Here is a 21,919-nt window from a genome sequence, read left to right as displayed (position 1 = left end):
TGATCGACCCCGACCCGATGTTCGTGCCGAAACTGCTCGGCCCGCTGCTGACCGTCGACGGTGTGCACCTGGTCAAGGGGTTCTACCGGCGGCCGCTGAAGATCAGCGGCAGCGAGGACGCCACCGGCGGCGGCCGGGTCACCGAGCTGGTGGCGCGCCCGTTGCTGGCCTCGCTGCGGCCGGAGCTGATGTACGTCATGCAGCCGCTGGGCGGCGAATACGCCGGCACCCGCGAGCTGCTGACTTCGGTGCCGTTCGCGCCCGGCTACGGCGTGGAGATCGGCCTGCTCATAGACACCTACGACCGGCTCGGGCTGGACGCGATCGCGCAGGTCAACCTCGGCGTGCGGGAACATCGCAACCGGCCGCTGACCGAGCTCGCCTCGATGAGCAGGCAGGTCATCGCCACCCTGTTGTCGCGTTGTGGCATCCCCGACTCCGGGGTCGGGCTGACGCAGTTCTTCGCCGACGGGAACGACTACACGCCGCGCTCTTCGGAGGTGTCGCTGGTCGACCGGCCGCCGATGATCTCGCTGCGACCGCGTTAGCGGCGGGTGGTGGCGCGTCCTCGTCGGACCGGTGAGGCAGTATCAGGGGCGTGACCCTGATCCTCCTGTACCTCGTGGTGCTGATCCTGGTGGCCGTCGTGCTGTTCGGTGTGGGCAGTGCATTGTTCGGCCGCGGCGAGGTACTGCCGCCGCTGCCCAGCGGCACCACCGCGACCGTTCTCCCCGCCTCGGGCGTCACCGGCGCCGACGTCGACGCGGTCAAGTTCGCCCAGGCGCTGCGCGGTTACAAGACCAGCGAGGTCGACTGGGTGCTGGACCGGCTCGGCCAGGAACTCGACTCGCTGCGCGGTCAACTGGCTGCGGTGCAGGCAACCGGCACACACGATGACGAGGTGCACGACGAGGAACCGGTCGAAAGTGGCGCGCATGCGCTGTCGGAGGACAGGGCCGATTCGTGACCGCAGAGCCGGAAGAAGACGGCCGCATCCGTTGCGATTGGATCGACCAATCTCGTTTGGCGCCAGCCGATTTCATCCTCTACCGGGACTATCACGACACCGAGTGGGGACAGCCGCTTCGGGGGGCCGGGGCGTTGTTCGAACGGGTCAGCCTCGAGGCGTTCCAGAGCGGGCTGTCGTGGTTGATCATCCTGCGTAAGCGCGAGAACTTCCGGCGTGCCTTCCACCGGTTCGACGTCGGCAAGGTTGCGCGCTACACCGACCGCGACATCGAGCGCCTGATGAACGACGCGGGGATCGTGCGTAATCGCGCCAAGATCGAGGCGACTATCGCCAACGCGCGCGCCGTCGCCGACCTGGACGTCGACCTCGGCGAACTGCTCTGGTCGTTTGCGCCTGCGCCGCGGCCACGCCCGACAGACCTGTCCCAGGTGCCCGCCGTCACCGCCGAATCCACGGCGATGGCCAAGGAGCTGAAGCGCCGGGGGTTCAAATTCGTGGGCCCCACGACGGCCTACGCCCTGATGCAGGCCACCGGAATGGTCGACGATCACACGGCTTCCTGCTGGGTTCCCACTACCGCCTGATCTGGCCCTTGAATCGATCTTGACCGGGTCTTTGCACACGCAACGCCGGGGATAGGGAACAATGGGGGAGGTTCAGAAGCAGTTCAGTGCCGGGTGCTGTCAACGGGTGGACAGCCGGCTCATGTGGAGGGAGCACTCGATGGCGGCGATGAAGCCCCGGACCGGCGACGGTCCTTTGGAAGCAACCAAGGAGGGGCGCGGCATCGTGATGCGGGTACCACTAGAAGGCGGCGGCCGTCTTGTCGTCGAACTCACCCCCGACGAGGCCGCGGCCCTCGGCGACGAACTCAAGGGCGTCACCAGCTAGCCAGACACCCTTATGGCTCGCCCTGGTCGTCACTCACAACTCGCGGCTGAGCGCACCTGTCGGACATGCCTGAACTGCGGCGTCTATCTCGTCCAGCACGTCGGCAACATCATCGCCTTGGACGAACCGCAGTAGGCCCCCATCGTCAACCTCGAAGTAGTCGGGTGACATCGCCTCACACAGCCCGATTCCGCTGCATTTGTTCCGGTCCACTCTGATCTTCATCAGACATCCCAGACGACAGGCAGTGATTTCGCCCCGCGGGTGAGCCAGCCGTGCACGACAGGCGCACGGTTCGGGTCCAGCCGCACACTGGGCAGCAACCGAAAAAACTCCTCGATGACCACTTCGCCGATGGCGCGAGCCAGGTTGTGGCCGATGCAGAAGTGCGAACCGAAGCCGAACGACACATTGGCTTGGTCGCTGCGCTCGAGGTCGAAGACATCGGGGTCGGCGAATCGTGCCGGGTCCCGGTTCGCCGCGCCGATCACCAACGCTATTTCCGTGTCAGCCGGAATCGGAACATCCCCGAGGATGACGTCTTCTGTCGTCAGCTTCTCGGTGAAACCGAACGGGGGAAGCCAGCGCAGTCCCTCCTCGAGCGCGGGTCGAGCCCAGGCCGCAGGGTCGGCAGCGACCCGCCGGGCCGCAGCGGGCCGCCCGAGAAGGCCGAGCAGCGTGTTGGAGATGAGATGCGCCGGCTCCTGGAATCCGCCCACGATGAGCACTCCGACCGTGGGTGCGATGTCGGCGATGGAGCGCATCTCGCCAGGCGGCATCCCGTCGTGCAGAAGATGATCCAGGCCGCTGCCGTCGGGGTGCTCGCCCATCTCTGGCATCCGGCCCTCGAGGTAATCCCAAACCTCGGCCTTCACAAGCTTGACGCGTTCGGCCACCTTCCGGTCGCGGCCGTAGTCGACCAGATAGTCGGCGTAGGTGTGGAACCATCGGCCCAGCGTGGCGTCATCGACGTCGCCGAATCCGAGAACGTCGCCGACCACCCGCTGGCTGATGGGCTCGAAAATTTCGACGGTGGCATCGGCGGCGCCGTTCGCGCGGATCGACTCGACGTAGTGCAGCACGGTCTTGCGGATGCCGCTTTCGTAATAGCTTTTCACCGCTTTGGGACGCATCGGTGCGTTGGCCGCATTTCGCAATGTCCGATGGTCGTCTCCGGTCATGCTCATCACGTTCGGGCATCCATAGACGGTTTCGTGTGCCTGTTTGGTGGGGCCGAAAACACTGTCGTTGACCCCTGCCTCCTTGCACAGCTCCCAGGTCGTGACGAGGACGCGTCCGGTCTCGGGCACATAGACGACCGGTGCGCATTCACGCATCCAGCCGTAGAACTGGTAGGGGTCGTCTTCGAGAGACGCCAACGGCAGGTCCGCGACGATGTCGAAGGCCGTTTCGACCGGGTCAGCCTGTGTGACGGGCGGTTTCGCCGTCACAGCTCACCTCTCGGAATCAGTGTTATCGGTGACGAGTAGGTCAGCTGACGGGATGCCGGCCGCCGCCGCGCGCACACCGCGCGCTCGCCAATAGCCGATCACCGCGATCAATATCACCACGATCAGAGTGCCGATGGTGAACGCCTCGAAGTTCAGTTGCGAAACACCCCATACGTCCTGGAACGAGTACTCCAGGCCGAAGAGGCTTTCGATGGTGCCGGGGAAGACGGCGACCCAAGAACCCAGAACGATGAAGCCAAGCACTACGCCGGCGAGAATGTAGAAGCCGGTAGCGCCGCCGGGAACGCGGTAGGGGCGCTGCACATCCGGAAAGTCCCTGCGGAGCTTCATGATTGCAGGAACGATGATCAGGTAGCTGATCAGCAGAGTGGACACCGCCACGGTCAGGACGACGACGAAGACCGATGCGGTGGTGCCTTCGACGAGCGTCAGAGCGGCGATGGCGAACACGGTGGACACCACGCCCGACAAGACGTTCATGCGGACCGGGGTCCCCAGCCTTTCGTGGAATTCGCCGAAGAACCCGCCGAAGAAGGAGCCGTCTGCGGCGGCCATCGCCTGCATCCGGTCGGTAGCCATCATCCACGCGCTGCCCTGAGTGAGCAGAGCGAATACGAACAGCACCGCGGTCAGCACCGTCAGGAACCCGGCTGCGGGTCCGTACACGGAGTAGGCGCGCTCCAGAGCCGCCAACACGCCTGCATCGGCGATCTCGTCTGCCGGTGTGGCCCAGATGATTGCGAGAACCGGAAGGACATAGGCCAGCATGGTGATGACGCTGCCTCGCCTGATGGCGGCAGGGACGTCCTTCTGCGGGTCGTGCATCTCTCCGGCCGCGGAGTTGGGCGCTTCGAATCCCAGGTAGGCAAAGAGTGCGATCGGCACGATCGCAAGGAACCCACCCGCGGTGGGGGACAGCGACGACAAGGTGATGGGCTCGAAACCTTCGGTGAAGCCGTAGATGACGGCAGTTGTCACCAAGCTGATCAGTACGAGCAGTTTGGCGATCGCGCCCGCACTGATGACGTTCTTACCCTTCTGCAGACTGATGATGGCCAGCCCGATCGCCACCCAGATGAAGATCAGCTTGAAGAGGTAGTCGCCCGCGCTGCCCGTCTCGATGCCGAAGACATATTCAGTCCAGACTTCCGAGGCGATGAAGACCAGGGAGCCGCCGAGCCAGATCGGATTGGTGATCCAGTACAGGACGACGGCGATCGCGGCCCAACGGCGCCCGAACGCGTACTTGACCCACTGATAGGGCCCGCCCTCCTGGGTGAATGCACCGCCCGTTTCGGAGAAGATCATCGCGGAAGGCACAAGGAAGGCCGCCGCCAGGAATATCGCCCAGAGCAGTCCCTCCGGGCCTCCGGAGGCCATCACCCCGATGGTGTCGACGCTGATCACCGCGGCCACGATGAACAAGACGATGTCGCCGCGGCGCAGTGTCTTGATCAACCGGGATTCTTGCGTCGCGGCCAGTTCGGTCAGCGCCGTGGCGTCGCCGGGTCGTGCGCGATCGGCTAGTTCCGACATGACAATCTCCATTGGGTGAGATGACGTGTCGCGGTCGCCGCGGCCTCGTCGTGACGGGTGTGACGACCATTACTATGCGCCGGACGAACTCAGCTGTAAAACACAAAAAACCGAGTCAGTACATCTTCAAATCAGATGCGATTGGGGTGACATCGTGCCGTCGTTCAGCGCCCGGCATGGCATCGATCAGGCGTCTCAGTGCGTGGCGCGGCTGGATCCCCGAGATCAGCTAGACACCTTCCGGTAGATCTCCAGGGTCTGCTCGGCGATGTGCGCCCAGGAAAACTCTTCGATGCACCGCTGCCTGCCCGCCAGTCCGTACTCACGGGCCCGCTCCGGCTCGGCGACCAGTCCGTTGACGGCTTCGGCCAGCCGGGTCTCGAAGAACTCCGGGTCGCCCGCGTCGTAGTGAACCAACAGCCCGGTCTGGTGGTCGGCCACCACCTCGGGGATGCCGCCGACGTCGGACGCCACCACCGCGGTTCCGCACGCCATCGCCTCGAGGTTCACGATACCCAGCGGCTCATACACCGACGGGCATACGAAAACTGTTGATGCCGAAAGGATTTCGCGGATGTTCCCAATCGGGAGCATTTCGCGCACCCAGAAAACGCCGGTGCGGGAGCGGGACAACTCCTGGACCGCCGCGGTCACCTCGGCGGCGATCTCCGGGGTGTCCGGCGCGCCCGCGCACAGCACCAGCTGCACCTCGGGTGCGAACTTGTGGGCGGCGGCGACCAGGTGCGCGACACCCTTCTGTCGGGTGATCCGCCCGACGAACGCAACGATCGGCCGGCCCGGGTTGACGCCGAGTTCGGCCAGCACCGACTCGTCGGATTCGGCTGCCGCCGGATACCACACCTCGGTGTCGATTCCGTTGCGCACCACGTGCACCCGGTTGGGGTCCAGCGCCGGGTACGTGCGCAGCACGTCGTCGCGCATGCCGGAGCTGACCGCGATGACCGCGTCGGCCGCCTCGACGGCTGTGCGTTCCACCCAGGACGAGATGCGGTAGCCCCCACCCAGCTGCTCGGCCTTCCACGGCCGCATCGGCTCGAGCGAGTGCGCGGTCAACACGTGCGGAATTCCGTAGAGCAGGGCGGCCAGGTGCCCGGCCAGGCCGGTGTACCAGGTGTGTGAATGCACGACGGTGGCATTCTCGGCGGCATTGGCCATCACCAGATCGGCCGACAACGTCGCCAGGGCGGGGTTGGCGCCCTTGAGCGCCGGATCAGGCTGGTGAACAAAAGCTCCATCTCGCGGGGCGCCCATGCAGTGCACGTCGACATCGCACAAGGTGCGCAGCTGTGCGACGAGTTCGGTCACGTGTACGCCCGCGCCGCCGTACACCTCGGGGGGATATTCACGCGTCATCATCGCCACCCGCATGCCTACGACCGTAGTGTCAGTCGCCGCGTGCCGCAGCCGTGTGGAGAACGCGGATTGGGGTATTCGCCAATTACCTTGACCGACAGTCGCAGAGGTCCAAAAGTGCCAATGCCTGGTCACGGTGGGAAGCTGCAGATAGGTTTGAATCATGAGGGAGTTGCCCCACGTCCTCGGCATCGTCCTGGCAGGCGGGGAAGGCAAGCGGCTCTATCCGCTCACGGCGGACCGAGCAAAGCCTGCAGTTCCCTTCGGCGGGGCGTACCGGCTGATCGATTTCGTGCTGTCCAATCTCGTCAATGCCCGATACCTGCGCATCTGTGTTCTGACGCAATACAAATCGCACTCGCTTGACCGGCACATCTCACAGAATTGGCGGCTGTCCGGCCTCGCCGGCGAATACATCACCCCGGTGCCCGCACAGCAACGGCTCGGCCCGCGCTGGTACACGGGGTCGGCGGACGCGATCTATCAGTCGCTCAACCTGATCTACGACGATGACCCCGACTACATCGTCGTGTTCGGTGCCGACCACGTGTACCGGATGGATCCCGAGCAGATGGTGCAGTTCCACATCGAGAGCGGGGCGGGTGCGACGGTCGCGGGTATCCGGGTGCCGCGGGCCGAGGCGACCGCGTTCGGCTGCATCGACGCCGACGAGTCCGGCCGCATCCGCGAATTCGTCGAGAAGCCGGCCGACCCGCCGGGCACCCCCGACGATCCCGAGCAGACGTTCGCGTCGATGGGCAACTACATCTTCTCCACCAAGGTGCTGATCGACGCGATCCGCGCCGACGCCGACGACGACAACTCCGACCACGACATGGGCGGCGACATCATCCCGCGGCTGGTGGGCGACGGGATGGCATCGGTGTACGACTTCAACAGCAACGAAGTACCCGGAGCCACCGAGCGCGACCACGGCTACTGGCGTGACGTCGGAACTCTGGACGCGTTCTACGACGCCCACATGGACCTGGTGTCGGTGCACCCGGTGTTCAACCTCTACAACAAGCGCTGGCCGATCAGGGGCGAGTCGGACAACCTGGCGCCCGCCAAGTTCGTCAACGGCGGCTCCGCGCAGGAATCCGTCGTCGGAGCGGGCAGCATCATCTCGGCCGCGTCGGTGCGCAATTCGGTGTTGTCGTCCAACGTCGTGGTCGACGACGGCGCGATCGTGGAGGGCAGCGTGCTGATGCCCGGTGTCCGGGTGGGCCGCGGTGCCGTTGTGCGCCACGCGATCCTGGACAAGAACGTTGTCGTCGGGCCGGGCGAGATGGTCGGCGTCGATCTGGAGAAGGACCGCGAACGTTTCGCGATCAGCGCCGGTGGTGTGGTCGCCGTCGGTAAGGGCGTCTGGATTTAGCCGGCCGAGCCCCAGCCGCGAAATAGCGTTCCTGGTCGTGATTCACGCGGATTCACAACCCTGACTTCTCGCTCGCGGCGGCCTTGTGCTTGCGGCGCCGTCGCCGCCACAGCTTGAAAACGGCCCAGATCAGCAGTGCGAGCACGACGAGCACCACGACCGGTATCAGGATCGCCAAGAACACCAGCGCAACGCTGACACCGTCCTCGATGGTGGACAGCACGGGCGCCGCGACGCCCGCCGTTGCGACATTGGCCGCGGGTCGCACTGCCGACTTCGTCAGCGACACCACGAGCGCCACCAGCACGCCGACGACGATCGGGATCCACTGGCCCGATTGCGCGAAAGCGCCCGGGTCGGTGACGGCGTGCGTCTGGGCAGCCGTGCCCGAACCGAACACGATGCCACCGGAGGTCGGGCGAACGAACGTCTGGATCGCGTCGTTGACGTCCCCCTAGCCTTCGGCTGGGAGGTACCCCCAGTCCAGCGCCGGGATCTTGTCGGCGACGACCTCGATGACCAGAAGCACCGCGACGATCGCCATCACCCAGCCGTTCTCCAGCCAGACCCACCCCTGCGGCAGGGTGATCAGGTCGGTGAACCGGGACATCAGGCCGAGCGCCAGCAGCGGGATGTAGGCGTTCAGTCCCGACGCGGTGGCCAGGCCGAGGCCGGTCAGCAGTTCCACACACGAAGTATGAGCGCGGTTCAGTCCAGGACGGCCAATTCCAGCCGCTGCAATCGGTTCGGGTCTGCCTCGATGTAGATCTCGGTGATCTTGTCGCCGACGACGCCGAACCGCAACACCAGCGCAAGCCTGCCCCCGGGGGCGACGACGATGCCGACTGCGCCGTCCACCAGCGCCAGCTCGGCGAAGCGTGCGTTGGCGGAGAACGCGCGTGCGTTGGCCGCGACGGCCTGCGCTCCGCGGATCGTCGTCGCGCTGCCCGCCGCCGTGGCGTCGACCCGAAGCACCACGTCGGTGTCGAGCGCGGCGAGCAGCGAGCCGAAGTCACCGTCGCGGGCCGCGGTCAGGAACGCATCGACCAGCTGACGCTGGCGGACCAGATCCGTTGCGGGGTCAGGAGTCTGGCCACGTACACGGCGGCGGGCGCGAGCCGCGAGCTGGGCGGCGGTGTTCTCCGATCGGCCCACAATCGGTGCGATCTCGGCGAACGGCAGGTCGAACATGTCGTGCAGGACGAACGCCAGCCGCTCGGCGGGCGACAGCCGCTGCAGTATGACGAGCAACGCGGCTCCGACCGAGTCGGCCAGCAGTGCCTGCTGTTCCGGATCGACCGATTCGCTGGTCGCCATACGTGGCGACGCAACAGTTCCATCGAGCGGCTGCTCGGGCCTGGCGGTGCGGGAACGCAGCATGTCCAGGCAGATGCGGGCGACGACGGTGGTCAGCCAGCCGCGCATGTTCTGCACGCCGGTCACGTCGGCGCGGTCCATCCTCAGCCACGCCTCCTGGACGGCGTCCTCGGCCTCGGGCACCGAGCCGAGCATCCGGTAGGCGACTGCGGCCAGGTGCGCACGATGCTGTTCGAAGTCACTCACCTGCCGTTTCCTCTCCCGTGGTCATGATCTGCTGCCGCGCTCCGTCATACCTTTGACGAAACGGAGGGACGGCATATGACTGAGACGACGACGCGTGCGCCGAGGCTGCTGCGGGCGGTGTTCGTGGCGCACGGACTGATCACGCTTGCTGGGGCGGTGGTGTTGGCGGTGTTCCCGACCGCGATCCCGTCGGCGGTGGGGATCACCGTGGAGCGACCGCAATATTTGCTCGTCTACCTCGTCGGCGCAGCGGAACTCGCCGTCGCCGTGTTGTCGTTCGGCGCCACCCGGCTGACCGACGAAGCGGCGCTGCGCCTCGTCGTGACGACGTTCGTCGTCCTGCACGGGGCCAGCGGCGTGCTCGACCTCGTCTACATGGGCGTGATCGGGCCGAACACCACGGTCATCGCGAACACCGTTCTGCGCTTCACGGTGGTGGCGGTGTTCCTGTTCGTGTGGCGGGCGGCGCGGAGTCACCACACGTAGGGCATCAGCCGGTAGTGCACCTTGTCCATGTATTCGCGGTATCCAGCCAGATCCTGTTTCAACAGAGCTTCCTCGTCGTTGATGCGCAGTGCGAGGACCGCAAGGCCGATGAGGAGGCTCAGCAGGCCCCAGTACGAGCCGAGCGCCAACGGAACGCCGACCATCAGGATGACGTTGCCGAAGTACATCGGGTGCCTGACGAAGCCGTACCAGCCCGTCGACGCGAGCTGCTGACCGGTTTCGACGGTGATGTTGGCTGCAGCATAGCCATTCTGGATCGTCACCAGCATCGCGACGGTGAGGCCGGCGGCGACGAGGACGAGCCCCAGCACCGAGACCGCTGCAGGCACCGCCGACCAACCGAAGCGGAAGTCCAGCGCACTGACCACGATCATGGAGACCACGGATACGAATGCCACGGCGATGATGACCTTCTGCAAAGGCCGTGACTCCGCGCCAGGGCCCGCTTGCATGCGTCGGCGCAAGGCGTCCGGATTGTTCACGGCGAGATACACACTCGGGATGAGGGTCGCCGCGGCGAACACCGCAATGAACGCCCATCCCCGCCAGTAGTCGAACGTACCCGCAGGCACGAACACCATCAGAATGAAGGCGACAAGACCGATGGCGGATGTCATTGCCATCCGGACCGAGGTTCTCATTGTCACCACACCCCGGGCACCAGGCGGTAGTGCACCTTGTCGATGTAGTCCTCGTAACCCGCGAGGTCCTGGCGCAGCGCCTTCTCCTCATCGGTGATACGAGCGACGAAGATCAGCACGCCGGGAATCATCGTCAGCAGGCCCCAATACGAGCCGAGGGCGAGCGGCATGCCGACGATCAAAATCAGCGCCCCGACGTACATCGGGTGGCGGACAACGCTGTACAGCCCCGTCGACACCACCGGCTGGTCCTTTTCCACAGTGATCGTCGCCGCCGCGTAGTTGTTCTGTATGACGACGACTTCGGCCACCGCAAGGCCGACCAGGATCAGCACGTTGCCCACCACGACGACCGTGGTCGGCACCGCGGACCACCCGAACCTGTGGTCGAGTGCACTGACGACAGCGGTGGCGACCGTGGTCGAGATGATGCCGATATTGATGAGCTTCTGCACCATTCGACCTTCTGCGAACGGGCCGGTGCGCGTGCGTCGTCTGAACGCATCGGGGTACTTCACGGCCCGATGGATCGTCGGGATCATGGTGCCGACCTCGAAGACGGCGATGAAAACCCAAGCCTGCCAGTAGTCGAACGTACCGGCGGGCCAGAACAACAGCACCCCGAAGAAGGCGATGCTGAAGACTGTGTACCAGAGCATCAGAAGTGTGGTCTTCATCGATGTCCTCCTCCTTCAGATGGCGTCGCGTCGGCGGTAGATCGCGCCTGCGACGAACGTCAGCGCCGCTGCGGCGACCACCATGGCAGCCAGCGCAGCGGCCGAATACTCACTCGGTGCTTTCGTCTGGCCGATCGGTGACGCATCGAGCAGCCACTGCGGCAGCCGCAGCAGCGCGCCGAGATACAGCGAAGTCACCACGAATGTCACTGCCAGCCAACCGATCCAAGGCTGTCTCAGCGCGACCGCCAGAGCGGCGACGCCCGCCATCGCCGCCATCGCGGGTACGAAGGCGAGCGCGGCCAGCGTCAGGCGCCAGATGATCTGCGGCTCGTCGATCGTCAGGCCTGCGCCGAGACCCATTCCCAGGCCGGCGAAGAGCATCAACACCGTCGACCCAACGACAGTGGCCGCCACGGCGGTGACCAGCCAGCGCCACCGCGACACCGACCCGGCAAGCACCGTCTCGCCCAGCCCGGACTCCTCGTCGCCCCGGACGCGCAGCACACCGGAGACGACATAGGCGGTGGCCGCAGCGGCAAGAAACTGCGTCAACGTCGTGTACACGCCGTCCGTACCCTGCTGAGCCAGCACGCGCTGCAACAATTCGTTGGCCTCGGCCGCATCGAGGAGCGACTTCGTCATCGACCCGAATGCCAAGCCGGACAGAAACAGTCCAACGCCCCAGCCGATCGTCTGGCCGCGTTGCAGCCTCAGGTGCAGACCGAACACATTGCGGATCGGATGCGCGTTCGGATGCTCGCCGGACGACGGAATGACGCCGTCGTCGTACTGCCTGCTGTTCTCCAACACGACGGCCAGCGCGATCAGGCCGACGGCGAGCAGCACCAGCAAGGCGAACGGCCACCAGCGCAGGTCGACGAAGGGGCGCATCTGCTGCGCCCAGGCGATGGGGGAGAACCAGGACAGCGCGCTGCCGGAGTTGTCGATGACGTCGCCGACCCCGCGTACCAGAGCGGCCAGCGCGAGCGCGGCCATCGCGGCGCCGGTTGCGGCGCGCCCCTGCCGCCAGAGCTGCGCGGTGACCGCCGCGGTGGCCCCGAACACCATTGACACACCGGTGATTCCGAGGCACATGGCCGCGGTGTCGACGACACTGAATCCGGTGGCGGCCATCGCCGCAGTCATGGTCACCGCGAGTATCGCGTTGACACCGCCGACGACGATCAACGCGGCATAGGTCCTGGCATGACGGCCGACCACCGATGACAACACCAGTTCGGCGGCACCGCTCTCCTCCTCGGCGCGGGTGTGCCGAATCACGGTGAGAATCGACAGGATCGACGCCGCGATGATGAGGGTGAGCATCAACTCGTTGGCCATCATCACGCCGAGATCTGTTTCGTTGACGCCGAACATGGGGCCGCCCAATATCGTTCCGGCGGGCGTCTTGAGCAGGTTGACGCGGGCTGCGCGCTGCGCCTCATCGGGGTAGGCGAGCTTGATGGCATTGGGCGCGTACACCATCATCAGCGTCAGCGCGGCGATCCAGATCGACAGCCTGACGCGGTCACGGCGCAGAGCCAGCTTGATCAGGCTGCCGACACCGGTGAAGCGCGACGCCCGTGGGGCCGCTTCATGCCTGCCGAGATGCGGAGCGAGGGTCGCGTTACTCATCGGTCCGCTCCCCGGTACTCGCGCAGGAACATGTCTTCAAGAGACGCCGGCGTGACGGTCAGATCGATGATGCCCAACTCGGTCAGCAGCGCCATCACCCCGTCCAGTTCATTGCGGTCGACCGAGAAGACGTAGTGGCCGTCGTCGACCGTGAAGTCGTGAACGAACGGTGTAGAAAGAAGTTTCCGGCCATCGCTGTGGGTGCGCACTTTGACTGTGGTCCGCATCAGGTGGCGCAGCTGGTCGAGTGTGCCGGACCTCACTGCACGGCCGGCGCGGATGATGGTCACCGTGTTACACAGCTGTTCGACCTCGGCCAGGATGTGGCTGGACAGCAGCACGGCGGCGCCGTGATCGGCAACCTCGGTCACGCAGGTCTGAAAAGCCTTCTCCATCAACGGGTCCAAGCCTGAGGTGGGCTCATCGAGGATGTAGAGTTCGGCGTTGGTGGAGAACGCCGCGACGATCGCCACCTTCTGCCGGTTGCCCTTCGAGTAGGTGCGGGCCTTCTTGTGCGGATCGAGTTCGAACCGCTCGATCAGCTGGTCGCGCCGCCGGGTGTCGACCGCGTCCTTGCCGCGTAGCCGGGCCAGGAAGTCGATCGCCTGCAGGCCGGTCAGGTTGGGCCACAACGTGACGTCGCCTGGTACATAGGCGATGCGCCGGTGCAGATCGACGGCGTCGCGCCACGGGTCGCCGCCGAGAAGCCGCACCGTGCCGCTGTTGGCCCGCAGGAGGCCGAGCAACACCCGAATCGTAGTGGACTTGCCCGCTCCGTTGGGCCCGAGAAAGCCAGCGATGTCACCCGGCGCGACGGTCAGGTCGAGGCCGTCGAGGGCCAAGGTATGACCGAATGTCTTGACCAGTCCTTGTATTTCGACAGCGGGCTGGGTGGCTCCGCTTGTGCTAGCCCGTTGCAGGGACGTCGCCGTCATCGTGATCTCCTCCAGTCGAGTTGCTGAACGGAATGCCTTGTTCGCGCCGGGCGAGAAACGCCTCGTACATCGACGAGTCGGTCATCAAGCCGTTGGAGTACAGCTCCAGGGCGGGCAGCACCATGTCCTCGGCGTAGTCGCGAAGGACGGCACGCAGGTCGGTGGGGTTGTCGTGCATCTGTAGAAAGAGCAGGAATCCGCCGCCGTTGTTCATGCCGATGAACTTGGCCCTGGCTTTCGGGTCGCGGCTGGGTTTGAGGGTGCCCGCGCGAACCCCTTCTTCGAGGTACTCCTCGGCGTTGTCGATCATCCGTTGCCAGAACGTCTTGGCGAGCGCGCTGCCGGACTGCATGCTCCGCACCAGGTAGGCCATCATCGGTGCGTAAGACTCGATCTCGGCCATCTGCGCGAACCACGAGGTGGCATCCGCAGAGCGCAGGGACTCGGTCTTCGACTGGCGAATCTGCTCGATTATGTAGTCGTCGCAGACTCGCAACAGTCCGTCCTTGGATCCGAAATGGTGAATCACCAGCGCGGCGCTCACTCCTGCGGCCTGGGCAATCGCGCGCAGCCCGACGCTGAAGCCGTGCTGACCCACCTGATCGATAGCGGCATCGCGAATCCTGGCGACGGCCGTCAGATCGTCTGCTGAACGCATGTTTAGTACGCTAAACGCGCGTTCAGCGGCTCGTCAAGAGGTCACACCGTCAAAGTTCCGTAAAAATGGCGCCACTTCTCCTTGCGAGCAGACGCATATGTACCCGAAAAGCCCTTGAAAAGGGGCTTTTTGCGTCTGCTCGCGAGAAAAACTCAGTTGTCGTCGGGCGAGGGCCAGTCGCGTGCGGCTGCCAACAGGCCGTCGCCGAGCGGCACCAACACCGGCGTCAGGCGCTCGTCCTCGGCGATCAGCCGGGCGGCCTCGCGGACGGCCGTGACCTCGGCATCGCCTGCCTTGGCGTCGCCGGCGCGGCCGCCGAGCGCCGCCCGGTGCACGACGATCGCACCGCCTGGCCGCAGCAACCGCACGCCTTCGACCACAAAGTCCGGCTGGTCGGCAGGGTCTGCGTCAATGAAAACCAGGTCGTAGGACTCGTCGGCCAGCCGGGTCAGAACTTCCTGCGCCCGCCCGCTGATCAGCCTGGTCCGCGACGGCCCGATGCCCGCCTCGTTAAAGGCCTGCTTGGCGAGCCGCTGATGCTCGGGCTCGACATCAATTGTCGTCAGCACCCCGTCGTGACGCATTCCGGAGAGCAGCCACAGCCCACTGACGCCGGCGCCGGTGCCGACCTCAACGACCGTTTTCGCGCCGCTGAGCTTGGCCAGCACGCTGAGCAGCGCACCGACAGCCGGGGTGACCGCGCCGGCCCCGGTCTCGACGGCACGGTCGCGCGCGGCGGCCACGATGGCGTCCTCGGAGATCGAGTTCTCGGCGTGGTTGACGACGGACTCGGCGCGGCTGGGTTGCGGCTGGCTCGCCGGGGCATCGGCCATGCCCGCAGCGTAGAGCGGCTGGGATTCGGCCACCACCGCGACACGCCCGTCCCGCGACGCTCGAATCGGCGGGACCTCGCGTGGTTTGCGCAGGTTAGGACGGGCTGGATTGGGTAACAATCAGGTTTCTCAGGGAAAGTTCAGTGAGCTCATATGCGAACCACACGACGGTCGGCAACGGTAGCGGCATGGAACACGGCGGCCGCTGGCGCTCTGGGAATAAGCATGTCGACCGTCGCGTTGCCGCCGATGTCGCGTTCTCGATAAGCGGTGAACGCTGTGATCTGGAGGATCCGACGACCACAACCACCACGGCCCCCCATATGAACCCGGTGACGATGTCTCATCTCGAGCAGTACACCGACGGGGAATGGGTCGAGCCTTCCGAAGAGCCACAGGGCACCGCGGTTTTCGATGCCACCGGTGACCACGCCACCATGCCGTCATGGGATGAACTCGTGCGTCAGCACGCTGACCGGGTGTATCGCCTGGCCTACCGGCTGTCAGGCAACCAGCACGATGCCGAGGACCTGACGCAGGAGACGTTCATCCGGGTGTTCCGGTCTGTGCAGAACTACCAGCCCGGCACGTTCGAGGGCTGGCTGCACCGCATCACCACCAACCTGTTCCTGGACATGGTCCGCAGACGCGGCCGCATCCGGATGGAAGCTCTGCCCGAGGACTACGACCGCGTGCCCGCCGACGAGCCGAACCCGGAGCAGATCTATCACGATTCGCGGCTCGGTCCCGACCTGCAGGCCGCCCTCGACTCGCTGGCGCCTGAGTTCCGTGCCGCGGTGGTGCTGTGCGACATCGAAGGCCTGTCCTACGAGGAGATCGGCGCAACGCTCGGCGTGAAGCTGGGAACCGTCCGCAGCCGGATCCACCGTGGTCGACAGGCGCTGCGGGACTATCTGGCACTCCACCAGGCCGACACGGCCCGGTCGGCCTGACCGTTCACGGGTGTCGGGTGCCGTATCCCGCGCTACATTCAAGTAAGCACCGTCTATCGCGAAGGTGATGGGCCGAGAGGAGCGGGGTGATGGCCGATCCAGGGCATGTGTTCCGTCGTGCGTTCTCCTGGCTGCCCGCCCAGTTCGCCTCGCAGAGCGACGCGCCGGTAGGGCCACGTCAGTTCGGCTCCACCGAGCACCTGTCCACTGAGGCGGTCGCCGCCTTCGCCGATGGTGAACTGCGGATGTCCGCACATCTGCGAGCGGCACATCATCTCTCCATGTGCCCGCAGTGTGCCGCCGAGGTGGACGCCCAGCGACAGGCCCGATCCGCACTGCGCGACTCCCGTCCGATCGCCATTCCCAGTTCGCTACTCGGATTGCTCTCGCAGATTCCACAGGACACCGCGCAGGTCCAACCCCCCGAAGGCAATCAGACCGACTTTGCTGACGGCACGATCCGCGGTCGGCGCAAGCGCCGGTAGTGTGTAAACCAAACCAAGCATCGGCGCGCGCCGGCTTAATAGCGGCGGCCAAATAGAGAGTGATAACGCGGGTGACAACGCAGGACCAGTCCCAAGGTAGCGACCGGGTCGCGCCGCGCCCCGTCTCGCGCCCACCGGTCGACCCGTCCACCACCCGGGCATTCGGCAGGCCCCAGGGTGTCGACGGCTCCTTCCTCGGCGATGACGGTGTTCGCGATCAAGGTGAGTACACACCGACCAATCAGGCGCCCGATCCCGTCTTGAACCAGGCGTTCGGACGGCCGAACGGCAGCGGTGACTCACTTCAACGCCATCCCGCCGACATCGGCGCGCTGGATGCCGAGCGTGACAGGAACAAGCCCGAAGAGCCCGACGACCCGTGGCGCGATCCGAATGCCGCGGCCGCGCTCGGCACCCCGGCGGTGCCGACGCCGGTGCCCGCACCCGCCGCCGCGAACATCGGCAGGCTCGGCGTGCGCGACGTGCTCTTCGGTGGCCGGGTGTCCTACGTCGCGCTTGCCGTGCTGGCGATCGTCGCACTGGTGATCGGTTTCGCCGGCGGCTGGGTCGGGCGCAAGACCGCCGAGGTCGTCGAGGCGTTCACCACGTCCAAGGTGACGCTGAACACCGACAACAACACTGAACAACCCGAGGGTCGGTTCGCGAAAGTCGCTGCCTCCGTTGCTAATTCGGTGGTGACCATCGAAGCGGAGAGTGACGACGAAGGCGCTCAGGGCTCCGGTGTCGTCGTCGACGGCCGCGGGTACGTCGTCACCAACAACCACGTGATCTCCGAGGCCGCCAACAACCCCAGCAAGTACAAGTTGTCGGTGGTGTTCAACGACGGCAAGTCGGTGCCCGCCAACCTCGTCGGCCGTGACCCGAAGACCGACCTGGCGGTGCTGAAGGTCGACAACGTCGACAACCTCACGGTGGCAAAGCTGGGTGACAGCGACAAGCTTCATGTCGGTGATGAAGTCATTGCGGCAGGCGCCCCGCTTGGCCTGCGCAGCACCGTCACGATGGGCATCGTCAGCGCGTTGCACCGGCCCGTCCCGTTGTCGGGCAGCGGCTCTGATACCGACACCGTCATCGACGGCATTCAGATCGACGCGCCCATCAACCACGGCAACTCGGGCGGCCCGCTGATCAACATGAGCTCCGACGTCATCGGCATCAACACGGCCGGGAAGTTGGGGGACGGGGCCAACGGGCTCGGCTTCGCAATCCCGGTCAACGAGGTGAAAAACGTCGTCGACGCACTGATCAAGGACGGCAAGATCGCCCACCCGACGCTCGGGCTGACCGCCCGTTCGGTGAACAACGATCTCGCGTCGGGCGCGCAGGTGGCCAATGTCAAGGCGGGCGGCCCCGCGGAGAAGGCGGGCATCCTCGAGAACGACGTCGTCGTCAAGGTCGGTGACCGTACCGTCGCCGACGCCGACGAATTCGTCGTCGCTGTGCGGCTGTTGAAGGTCGGTCAGGACGCCCCGATCGAAGTGGTCCGCGACGGCCGTCATGTGACGCTGACCGTGAACCCCGGTTCCGACAACAGCACGTAATGTTCGCCAACGTCGGCTGGGGCGAGATGCTGGTCCTGGTGATTGCCGGGCTGGTGATCCTCGGGCCCGAGCGGCTACCCGGCGCAATCCGCTGGACGTCGGGCACCCTGCGCCAGGCGCGTGACTACATCAGCGGGGCGACCAAGCAACTCCGTGACGACCTCGGCCCCGAATTCGACGACCTCCGTGAGCCGTTGAGCGAGTTGCAGAAGCTGCGCGGGATGACGCCGCGCGCGGCACTGACCAAACACCTACTCGACGGCGACGATTCGATTTTGACCGGCCAGTTCGACGAGTCAGCCAACAAGCCTGCCGTGCAACCCGTCCCCGAAGAGCCGACGCCGTCGACACCGACGACGCCTGCGGCCAAGCCGCTTGTGACACCGTTCGACAGCGACGCGACCTAGGTTTTCGTCCGCTCGTCGAGCGAGACGGCCCAGTACCGCAGGCCGACGGCCCAGCCGAGCCACGCGATCGTCGCAACCAGGTTGGACGGCAACGCCCTGGGGTCCTCGAACGTGGTGACCACCGTCGCCACGATGATCAGGATTGTGAACAGCACCCACAGGTGGAAGACGAATCGAGCGAGTTTCGCCCGAATCCCGTTGAACCGGTAGAACAACAACGCGCGCCGCACGGTGATTCGATCACGGGGTTCAGACGCTTGCGATTCCTCGGCGCGCAGCGACCAGAACCGGAAACCCATTGCGATGACGGTGTAGATGACGATGCCGATCAGGTCGGCGTAGATGAGTCCGCCGGAGAAGTAGTTGGGCACGCCGAGCGTGTCGGTTCTGCCGAAGGCGGACCCCATCGCGCCACTGACCTGTAGCACCACGACGCCGAGGAAAAAGTAGTAAAAGCCTCGCAAGACGCGCGCGCTACGGCGGTGCATCGGGTAGGCCAGCAGCAACCGGCTGGCTGTGATGGATCTCGTCTTTTCGGTCGACGGGCTCGGCTTGGTTTCGGCGACCAGCGCTGAGGCTTCCTCGAGCCACGCCCGCGCTTGCGCGGCCGCCACCTGTTGCGCCTCGGGCGATTCGTCGATTTCCCTGCTGGCCTTGAGCCAGTCAGCCGCGAATTCGACCTGCCTGCTGGCGTCTTCGAAGGAGAGCTTGCGAACCCCGTGCAGGGTTCTGCGTTCGCGCCAGTCGCCGATCACCAGCGCAACGATTCCGATACCCGCCGTCAGGATCGGCGTCACGACCGTCAGCGCGATGCGAATGACTTGTTCGGAATCCACCCGTCAGCGACCGGCAGGGTCGAGGCCAAGCGACATGCCTGCGAGCCCGCGCTTGCGGGTCGAGATCGCGTCGGCGATGCTGCGTAACTCCTTGCCGGCAACCGAATCCGGGGCGCTCAGCACCAGCGGAACACCCGAGTCGCCTGCGGTGACGAGCGCGGGATCCAACGGCACCTGACCGAGCAGCGGGACGTCCGCGCCGACCGCCGTCGTCAGCCGCTCGGCAACCTGGCGGCCGCCGCCCTCGCCGAACACCTGCATCGTCGTGCCGTCGGGCAGCACCAGCCCCGACATGTTCTCCACCACACCGACGATTCGTTGGCGGGTTTGCAGTGCGATCGCACCGGCCCGCTCGGCGACTTCGGCCGCGGCCAGTTGCGGTGTCGTCACCACGAGGATCTCGGCCCCGGGGATCAATTGCGCAACCGAGATCGCGATATCGCCTGTGCCTGGCGGCAAGTCGAGCAGCAGCACGTCCAAATCGCCCCAGTACACATCGGCGAGAAACTGCTGAAGCGCCCGGTGCAACATCGGCCCGCGCCACACCACCGGCGTGTTGCCTTGGGTGAATTGGGCGATCGAGATCACCCGCACGTCGTGGGCGATCGGCGGCAGGATCATCGACTCGACCTGGGTCGGCCGTTCGTCAGTGCCCATCATCCGTGGGATCGAATGTCCGTAGATGTCAGCGTCGAGCACGCCGACCGACAGCCCGCGGACCGCCATCGCGGCCGCCAGGTTGACTGTGACGCTGGACTTGCCGACCCCACCCTTACCGGATGCGACCGCGTACACCCGCGTCAGTGAGCCGGGCTGGGCGAACGGGATCACGGGTTCGCGGGCGTCGCCGCGCAGTTGCTTGCGTAGTTCGGTGCGCTGCTCGTCGTTCATCACGTCCAGGGTCACCTTGACAGCGCCGGTGCCAGGCACGTCGGCGACCGCCGCGGTGACCCGCTCGGAGATCTCCGCCTTCTTCGGGCATGCCGAAGTGGTCAGATAGATCTCGACGTGCACGCCGCCATCGGCGTCGACCTCGACGCTCTTGACCATGCCGAGCTCGGTGATCGGCCGTCGCAACTCGGGGTCGATCACTTTGGCGAGCCCGGCGCGGACCGCGGTCTGGAGCTCAGGGCGTTCTGACATCACCGCCGAGTGTAGGCGGCGCAGGCGGGCGGATTCGCGCGCGGGGCGGGGACTCCGGTCAGGCAGGCGGGCCCGGCGCGGGTCCCACGCCTTGCGGCCCGAGCAGCGGGGGAACCGGCTCCAGTGGTGCATCACCCGGCGGTGGCGGCGACGGCGCGAGTTCGGCGGCCGCGCCCGGCGCGAGTCCGGGTTGGCCGGCCGGCGGCGCGATCACGCCCGGGGGCAGCGCCTCGGGCGGCAGCTGTGGCTGCACCGCGGCAGGAGGGTTGCTGCCGATGCAGAAGACCGCGCAGTTCTGCTGCGGCGGCGGCGTTATTCCCGGCGGAAGGGCCTGCGCGGGTCCCGGCATGGTCATCCCGGGCATTCCCGGCATCCCGGCTTCGGGCGCCGGTCCGGGAAGAGGTCCGAACATCATCTGGTTTGCCACGTCGGTGCGCCCCATGTTGACCAGCGGTACCATCGCGAGCGGATCGTCGGCGGGCAGGCCGAGCACGTTCATCGGCAAGCCGGGCCCGAGGCCCTGGTAGTTGTCCAGGTGTACGTCGGCGATCGGCGGAATCGGCCCGGTGATCGGCGGCAGGTCCACCGGCACGACGCCGGTCGCGTAGGCGGCCGCCCAGCCCAGCACGTTCTGGGCATAGGCCATCGAGTTGTTGTAGCGCAGGATCGCCGTCATCACCTGTGACTGATCGCGCAGGTTCAGCCCTCCGCTGCACAGGTAGCGGGCCGCGGCCAGGCTGGCGTCGAACACGTTCTGCACGTCGGCCTTGCCGTCGCCGTTGCCGTCGGAGGCGTACCGCGACCAGGTGCCCGGAAGGAACTGCATCGGACCGATCGCGCGGGCGTAGGTGACCCGGCTGGTGTTTCGGCTCAGCTCGATGACCTCGTTGCCCGGAAGCGTGCCGTCGAGCGATGGCCCGTAGATGGGCCGCACCGCGGAGCCCGACGCATCGGTTGCGCCGCCGTTGGCGTGCATCGACTCGATGCGTCCGATGCCCGCAAGCAGGTTCCAGCTGATACCGCAACCCGGGTACGAGGCGGCCATCATCCGCTCGGCGTTCTGATACGCGTTCAGCGCGATCATCGGAATACGAAGGGTGCCAGGCGAACTCACCACCACAGCGGGCGGCGGGCCGGACATGTTGGCGCTGGAGGCGATGTGGAACGCCGTGGGCGCCTTGGTGGCGGCGACGACCGAGGGACCGGACGGATCGATGTTCGACAGGGCGACGGCGGCCAACGGGGTGACCGCTGCGTCCCGCATCGGCGCCGCCGTCGTCGGCGAGGCCCCGACAGCTCCGGCGAAGACGATGGGGATGATGGCTACAAGACCCAGCGCGGGTGAACGCATCACCCGCGCGGCGCGGCTCCGCACTGCCGCGAGCGCGGTCCCTCCCCCTATGTGCACTCAACCGTCCTAGGTTCGAGGTGGCTTGTGAACCAAGTCACCATACCTAGTC

General features: G+C 66.0%; 24 protein-coding genes and 1 pseudogene. 10 read left to right on the top strand and 15 right to left on the bottom strand.

The window, feature by feature from the left end:
* From QOJ24_RS06270 to QOJ24_RS06255, 4 genes are all read left to right on the top strand, one after another.
* The coding region (locus QOJ24_RS06270; RefSeq protein ID WP_526260119.1) for a glucosyl-3-phosphoglycerate synthase at positions 1-548 on the top strand (548 nt) is incomplete at its 5' end.
* A 50-nt stretch (positions 549-598) separates the two neighbouring features.
* Entirely contained in the window at positions 599-967 is a 369-nt protein-coding gene (locus QOJ24_RS06265) for a DivIVA domain-containing protein (protein WP_526260118.1), read from the top strand.
* Positions 964-1,554, top strand: a complete 591-nt coding sequence (locus tag QOJ24_RS06260; RefSeq protein ID WP_526260117.1) for a DNA-3-methyladenine glycosylase I — start codon at positions 964-966, stop codon at positions 1,552-1,554. The genes QOJ24_RS06265 and QOJ24_RS06260 overlap by 4 nt, the downstream gene beginning before the upstream one ends.
* Before the next feature lie 139 nt (positions 1,555-1,693).
* Positions 1,694-1,861: a DUF3117 domain-containing protein gene (locus tag QOJ24_RS06255; protein ID WP_003406247.1), complete on the top strand. Its 168-nt coding sequence runs from the start codon at positions 1,694-1,696 to the stop codon at positions 1,859-1,861.
* Positions 1,862-1,894: 33 nt separating this feature from the next.
* Here QOJ24_RS06255 and QOJ24_RS06250 read toward each other — a convergent pair whose 3' ends face one another.
* The 4 genes from QOJ24_RS06250 to glgA all read right to left on the bottom strand — a co-directional run bounded on the left by QOJ24_RS06250 (position 1,895) and on the right by glgA (position 6,258).
* On the bottom strand, positions 1,895-2,086 hold the full coding sequence (locus QOJ24_RS06250; protein WP_526260116.1) for a ferredoxin: 192 nt from the start codon (positions 2,084-2,086) through the stop codon (positions 1,895-1,897).
* Positions 2,086-3,312: a cytochrome P450 gene (locus QOJ24_RS06245; RefSeq protein ID WP_526260115.1), complete on the bottom strand. Its 1,227-nt coding sequence runs from the start codon at positions 3,310-3,312 to the stop codon at positions 2,086-2,088. The genes QOJ24_RS06250 and QOJ24_RS06245 overlap by 1 nt, the downstream gene beginning before the upstream one ends.
* A 3-nt stretch (positions 3,313-3,315) precedes the next feature.
* Entirely contained in the window at positions 3,316-4,869 is a 1,554-nt protein-coding gene (locus QOJ24_RS06240; protein WP_526260114.1) for an amino acid permease, read from the bottom strand.
* 225 nt (positions 4,870-5,094) lie between these two features.
* Positions 5,095-6,258: a glycogen synthase gene (gene glgA / locus QOJ24_RS06235; RefSeq protein WP_526260113.1), complete on the bottom strand. Its 1,164-nt coding sequence runs from the start codon at positions 6,256-6,258 to the stop codon at positions 5,095-5,097.
* Positions 6,259-6,406: 148 nt separating this feature from the next.
* On the opposite strand from glgA, the gene glgC reads away from it, so the two are divergent.
* Positions 6,407-7,621, top strand: coding sequence for a glucose-1-phosphate adenylyltransferase (glgC, locus tag QOJ24_RS06230; protein WP_526260112.1), 1,215 nt, complete (start codon positions 6,407-6,409; stop codon positions 7,619-7,621).
* 52 nt (positions 7,622-7,673) lie between these two features.
* Here glgC and QOJ24_RS06225 read toward each other — a convergent pair.
* Both QOJ24_RS06225 and QOJ24_RS06220 read right to left on the bottom strand, forming a co-directional pair.
* Positions 7,674-8,309, bottom strand: a pseudogene (locus QOJ24_RS06225) (DUF4126 family protein).
* A gap of 20 nt (positions 8,310-8,329) precedes the next feature.
* Positions 8,330-9,184: a sigma-70 family RNA polymerase sigma factor gene (locus tag QOJ24_RS06220; RefSeq protein ID WP_526260111.1), complete on the bottom strand. Its 855-nt coding sequence runs from the start codon at positions 9,182-9,184 to the stop codon at positions 8,330-8,332.
* Between the two features lie 75 nt (positions 9,185-9,259).
* On the opposite strand from QOJ24_RS06220, the gene QOJ24_RS06215 reads away from it, so the two are divergent.
* Positions 9,260-9,670 carry a hypothetical protein gene (locus tag QOJ24_RS06215; RefSeq protein ID WP_526260110.1) on the top strand — a complete coding sequence of 137 codons (411 nt, stop codon included), beginning with the start codon at positions 9,260-9,262 and terminating at the stop codon, positions 9,668-9,670.
* On the opposite strand, the gene QOJ24_RS06210 is transcribed toward QOJ24_RS06215, so the two are convergent.
* From QOJ24_RS06210 to QOJ24_RS06185, 6 genes are all read right to left on the bottom strand, one after another.
* The gene (locus tag QOJ24_RS06210) at positions 9,658-10,332 is read right to left on the bottom strand and encodes a methyltransferase family protein (RefSeq protein ID WP_526260109.1); all 675 of its coding nucleotides are present in this window, start codon (positions 10,330-10,332) and stop codon (positions 9,658-9,660) included. The genes QOJ24_RS06215 and QOJ24_RS06210 overlap by 13 nt on opposite strands.
* Positions 10,333-10,334: 2 nt before the next feature.
* Complete coding sequence (locus QOJ24_RS06205; RefSeq protein ID WP_526260108.1) at positions 10,335-11,009, bottom strand: methyltransferase family protein; 675 nt, start codon at positions 11,007-11,009, stop codon at positions 10,335-10,337.
* A 15-nt stretch (positions 11,010-11,024) separates the two neighbouring features.
* The gene (locus QOJ24_RS06200; RefSeq protein ID WP_526260107.1) at positions 11,025-12,647 is read right to left on the bottom strand and encodes an ABC transporter permease; all 1,623 of its coding nucleotides are present in this window, start codon (positions 12,645-12,647) and stop codon (positions 11,025-11,027) included.
* The gene (locus QOJ24_RS06195) at positions 12,644-13,582 is read right to left on the bottom strand and encodes an ABC transporter ATP-binding protein (protein WP_526260106.1); all 939 of its coding nucleotides are present in this window, start codon (positions 13,580-13,582) and stop codon (positions 12,644-12,646) included. The genes QOJ24_RS06200 and QOJ24_RS06195 overlap by 4 nt, the downstream gene beginning before the upstream one ends.
* Entirely contained in the window at positions 13,554-14,240 is a 687-nt protein-coding gene (locus tag QOJ24_RS06190; protein WP_526260105.1) for a TetR/AcrR family transcriptional regulator, read from the bottom strand. Before QOJ24_RS06190 ends, QOJ24_RS06195 begins: the two co-directional genes overlap by 29 nt.
* 152 nt (positions 14,241-14,392) lie before the next feature.
* A complete protein-coding gene (locus QOJ24_RS06185) occupies positions 14,393-15,073 on the bottom strand; it encodes an O-methyltransferase (RefSeq protein ID WP_526260104.1) in 681 nt (226 codons plus the stop codon).
* Between the two features lie 188 nt (positions 15,074-15,261).
* Here QOJ24_RS06185 and sigE point away from each other — a divergent pair, with 188 nt between their 5' ends.
* From sigE to tatB, 4 genes are all read left to right on the top strand, one after another.
* Positions 15,262-16,026, top strand: a complete 765-nt coding sequence (gene sigE, locus QOJ24_RS06180) for an RNA polymerase sigma factor SigE (RefSeq protein WP_526260124.1) — start codon at positions 15,262-15,264, stop codon at positions 16,024-16,026.
* A gap of 89 nt (positions 16,027-16,115) precedes the next feature.
* Positions 16,116-16,511 (top strand): anti-sigma E factor RseA, encoded by a 396-nt coding sequence (gene rseA / locus QOJ24_RS06175; protein WP_526260103.1) that lies wholly within the window; start codon positions 16,116-16,118, stop codon positions 16,509-16,511.
* 71 nt (positions 16,512-16,582) lie between these two features.
* Positions 16,583-18,073: a serine protease HtrA gene (gene htrA, locus QOJ24_RS06170; protein ID WP_526260102.1), complete on the top strand. Its 1,491-nt coding sequence runs from the start codon at positions 16,583-16,585 to the stop codon at positions 18,071-18,073.
* A complete protein-coding gene (gene tatB, locus QOJ24_RS06165; protein ID WP_526260101.1) occupies positions 18,073-18,480 on the top strand; it encodes a Sec-independent protein translocase protein TatB in 408 nt (135 codons plus the stop codon). The genes htrA and tatB overlap by 1 nt, the downstream gene beginning before the upstream one ends.
* Here the strand turns inward: tatB and QOJ24_RS06160 are convergent.
* Genes QOJ24_RS06160 through QOJ24_RS06150 form a run of 3 tightly spaced genes read right to left on the bottom strand, consistent with a single transcriptional unit; the run spans position 18,477 to position 21,867 of the window.
* Positions 18,477-19,316, bottom strand: coding sequence for a hypothetical protein (locus QOJ24_RS06160; protein ID WP_526260100.1), 840 nt, complete (start codon positions 19,314-19,316; stop codon positions 18,477-18,479). The two genes, tatB and QOJ24_RS06160, sit on opposite strands and share 4 nt — an antisense overlap.
* A gap of 3 nt (positions 19,317-19,319) precedes the next feature.
* Complete coding sequence (locus QOJ24_RS06155; protein WP_526260099.1) at positions 19,320-20,459, bottom strand: P-loop NTPase; 1,140 nt, start codon at positions 20,457-20,459, stop codon at positions 19,320-19,322.
* Between the two features lie 58 nt (positions 20,460-20,517).
* Positions 20,518-21,867: a lytic transglycosylase domain-containing protein gene (locus QOJ24_RS06150; RefSeq protein WP_526260098.1), complete on the bottom strand. Its 1,350-nt coding sequence runs from the start codon at positions 21,865-21,867 to the stop codon at positions 20,518-20,520.
* Positions 21,868-21,919: the final 52 nt, after the last annotated feature.

It is taken from the genome of Mycobacterium sp. (genome assembly GCF_032159775.1).
In the GTDB taxonomy this organism is placed as follows: Bacteria; Actinomycetota; Actinomycetes; order Mycobacteriales; family Mycobacteriaceae; genus Mycobacterium.
This window is presented reverse-complemented; position numbering and strand designations above follow the sequence as displayed.

What these genes read in the sequence shown, in the direction of transcription:
- QOJ24_RS06215 (WP_526260110.1), top strand. Translation starts at nt 9,260, where the DNA reads ATGACTGAGACGACGACGCGTGCGCCGAGGCTGCTGCGGGCGGTGTTC.
- QOJ24_RS06155 (WP_526260099.1), bottom strand. Translation starts at nt 20,459, where the DNA reads ATGTCAGAACGCCCTGAGCTCCAGACCGCGGTCCGCGCCGGGCTCGCC.
- QOJ24_RS06200 (WP_526260107.1), bottom strand. Translation starts at nt 12,647, where the DNA reads ATGAGTAACGCGACCCTCGCTCCGCATCTCGGCAGGCATGAAGCGGCC.
- QOJ24_RS06195 (WP_526260106.1), bottom strand. Translation starts at nt 13,582, where the DNA reads ATGACGGCGACGTCCCTGCAACGGGCTAGCACAAGCGGAGCCACCCAG.
- sigE (WP_526260124.1), top strand. Translation starts at nt 15,262, where the DNA reads ATGGAACACGGCGGCCGCTGGCGCTCTGGGAATAAGCATGTCGACCGT.
- glgA (WP_526260113.1), bottom strand. Translation starts at nt 6,258, where the DNA reads ATGCGGGTGGCGATGATGACGCGTGAATATCCCCCCGAGGTGTACGGC.
- glgC (WP_526260112.1), top strand. Translation starts at nt 6,407, where the DNA reads ATGAGGGAGTTGCCCCACGTCCTCGGCATCGTCCTGGCAGGCGGGGAA.
- tatB (WP_526260101.1), top strand. Translation starts at nt 18,073, where the DNA reads ATGTTCGCCAACGTCGGCTGGGGCGAGATGCTGGTCCTGGTGATTGCC.
- QOJ24_RS06190 (WP_526260105.1), bottom strand. Translation starts at nt 14,240, where the DNA reads ATGCGTTCAGCAGACGATCTGACGGCCGTCGCCAGGATTCGCGATGCC.
- rseA (WP_526260103.1), top strand. Translation starts at nt 16,116, where the DNA reads ATGGCCGATCCAGGGCATGTGTTCCGTCGTGCGTTCTCCTGGCTGCCC.
- QOJ24_RS06240 (WP_526260114.1), bottom strand. Translation starts at nt 4,869, where the DNA reads ATGTCGGAACTAGCCGATCGCGCACGACCCGGCGACGCCACGGCGCTG.
- QOJ24_RS06255 (WP_003406247.1), top strand. Translation starts at nt 1,694, where the DNA reads ATGGCGGCGATGAAGCCCCGGACCGGCGACGGTCCTTTGGAAGCAACC.
- QOJ24_RS06185 (WP_526260104.1), bottom strand. Translation starts at nt 15,073, where the DNA reads ATGGCCGATGCCCCGGCGAGCCAGCCGCAACCCAGCCGCGCCGAGTCC.
- QOJ24_RS06250 (WP_526260116.1), bottom strand. Translation starts at nt 2,086, where the DNA reads ATGAAGATCAGAGTGGACCGGAACAAATGCAGCGGAATCGGGCTGTGT.
- QOJ24_RS06210 (WP_526260109.1), bottom strand. Translation starts at nt 10,332, where the DNA reads ATGAGAACCTCGGTCCGGATGGCAATGACATCCGCCATCGGTCTTGTC.
- QOJ24_RS06205 (WP_526260108.1), bottom strand. Translation starts at nt 11,009, where the DNA reads ATGAAGACCACACTTCTGATGCTCTGGTACACAGTCTTCAGCATCGCC.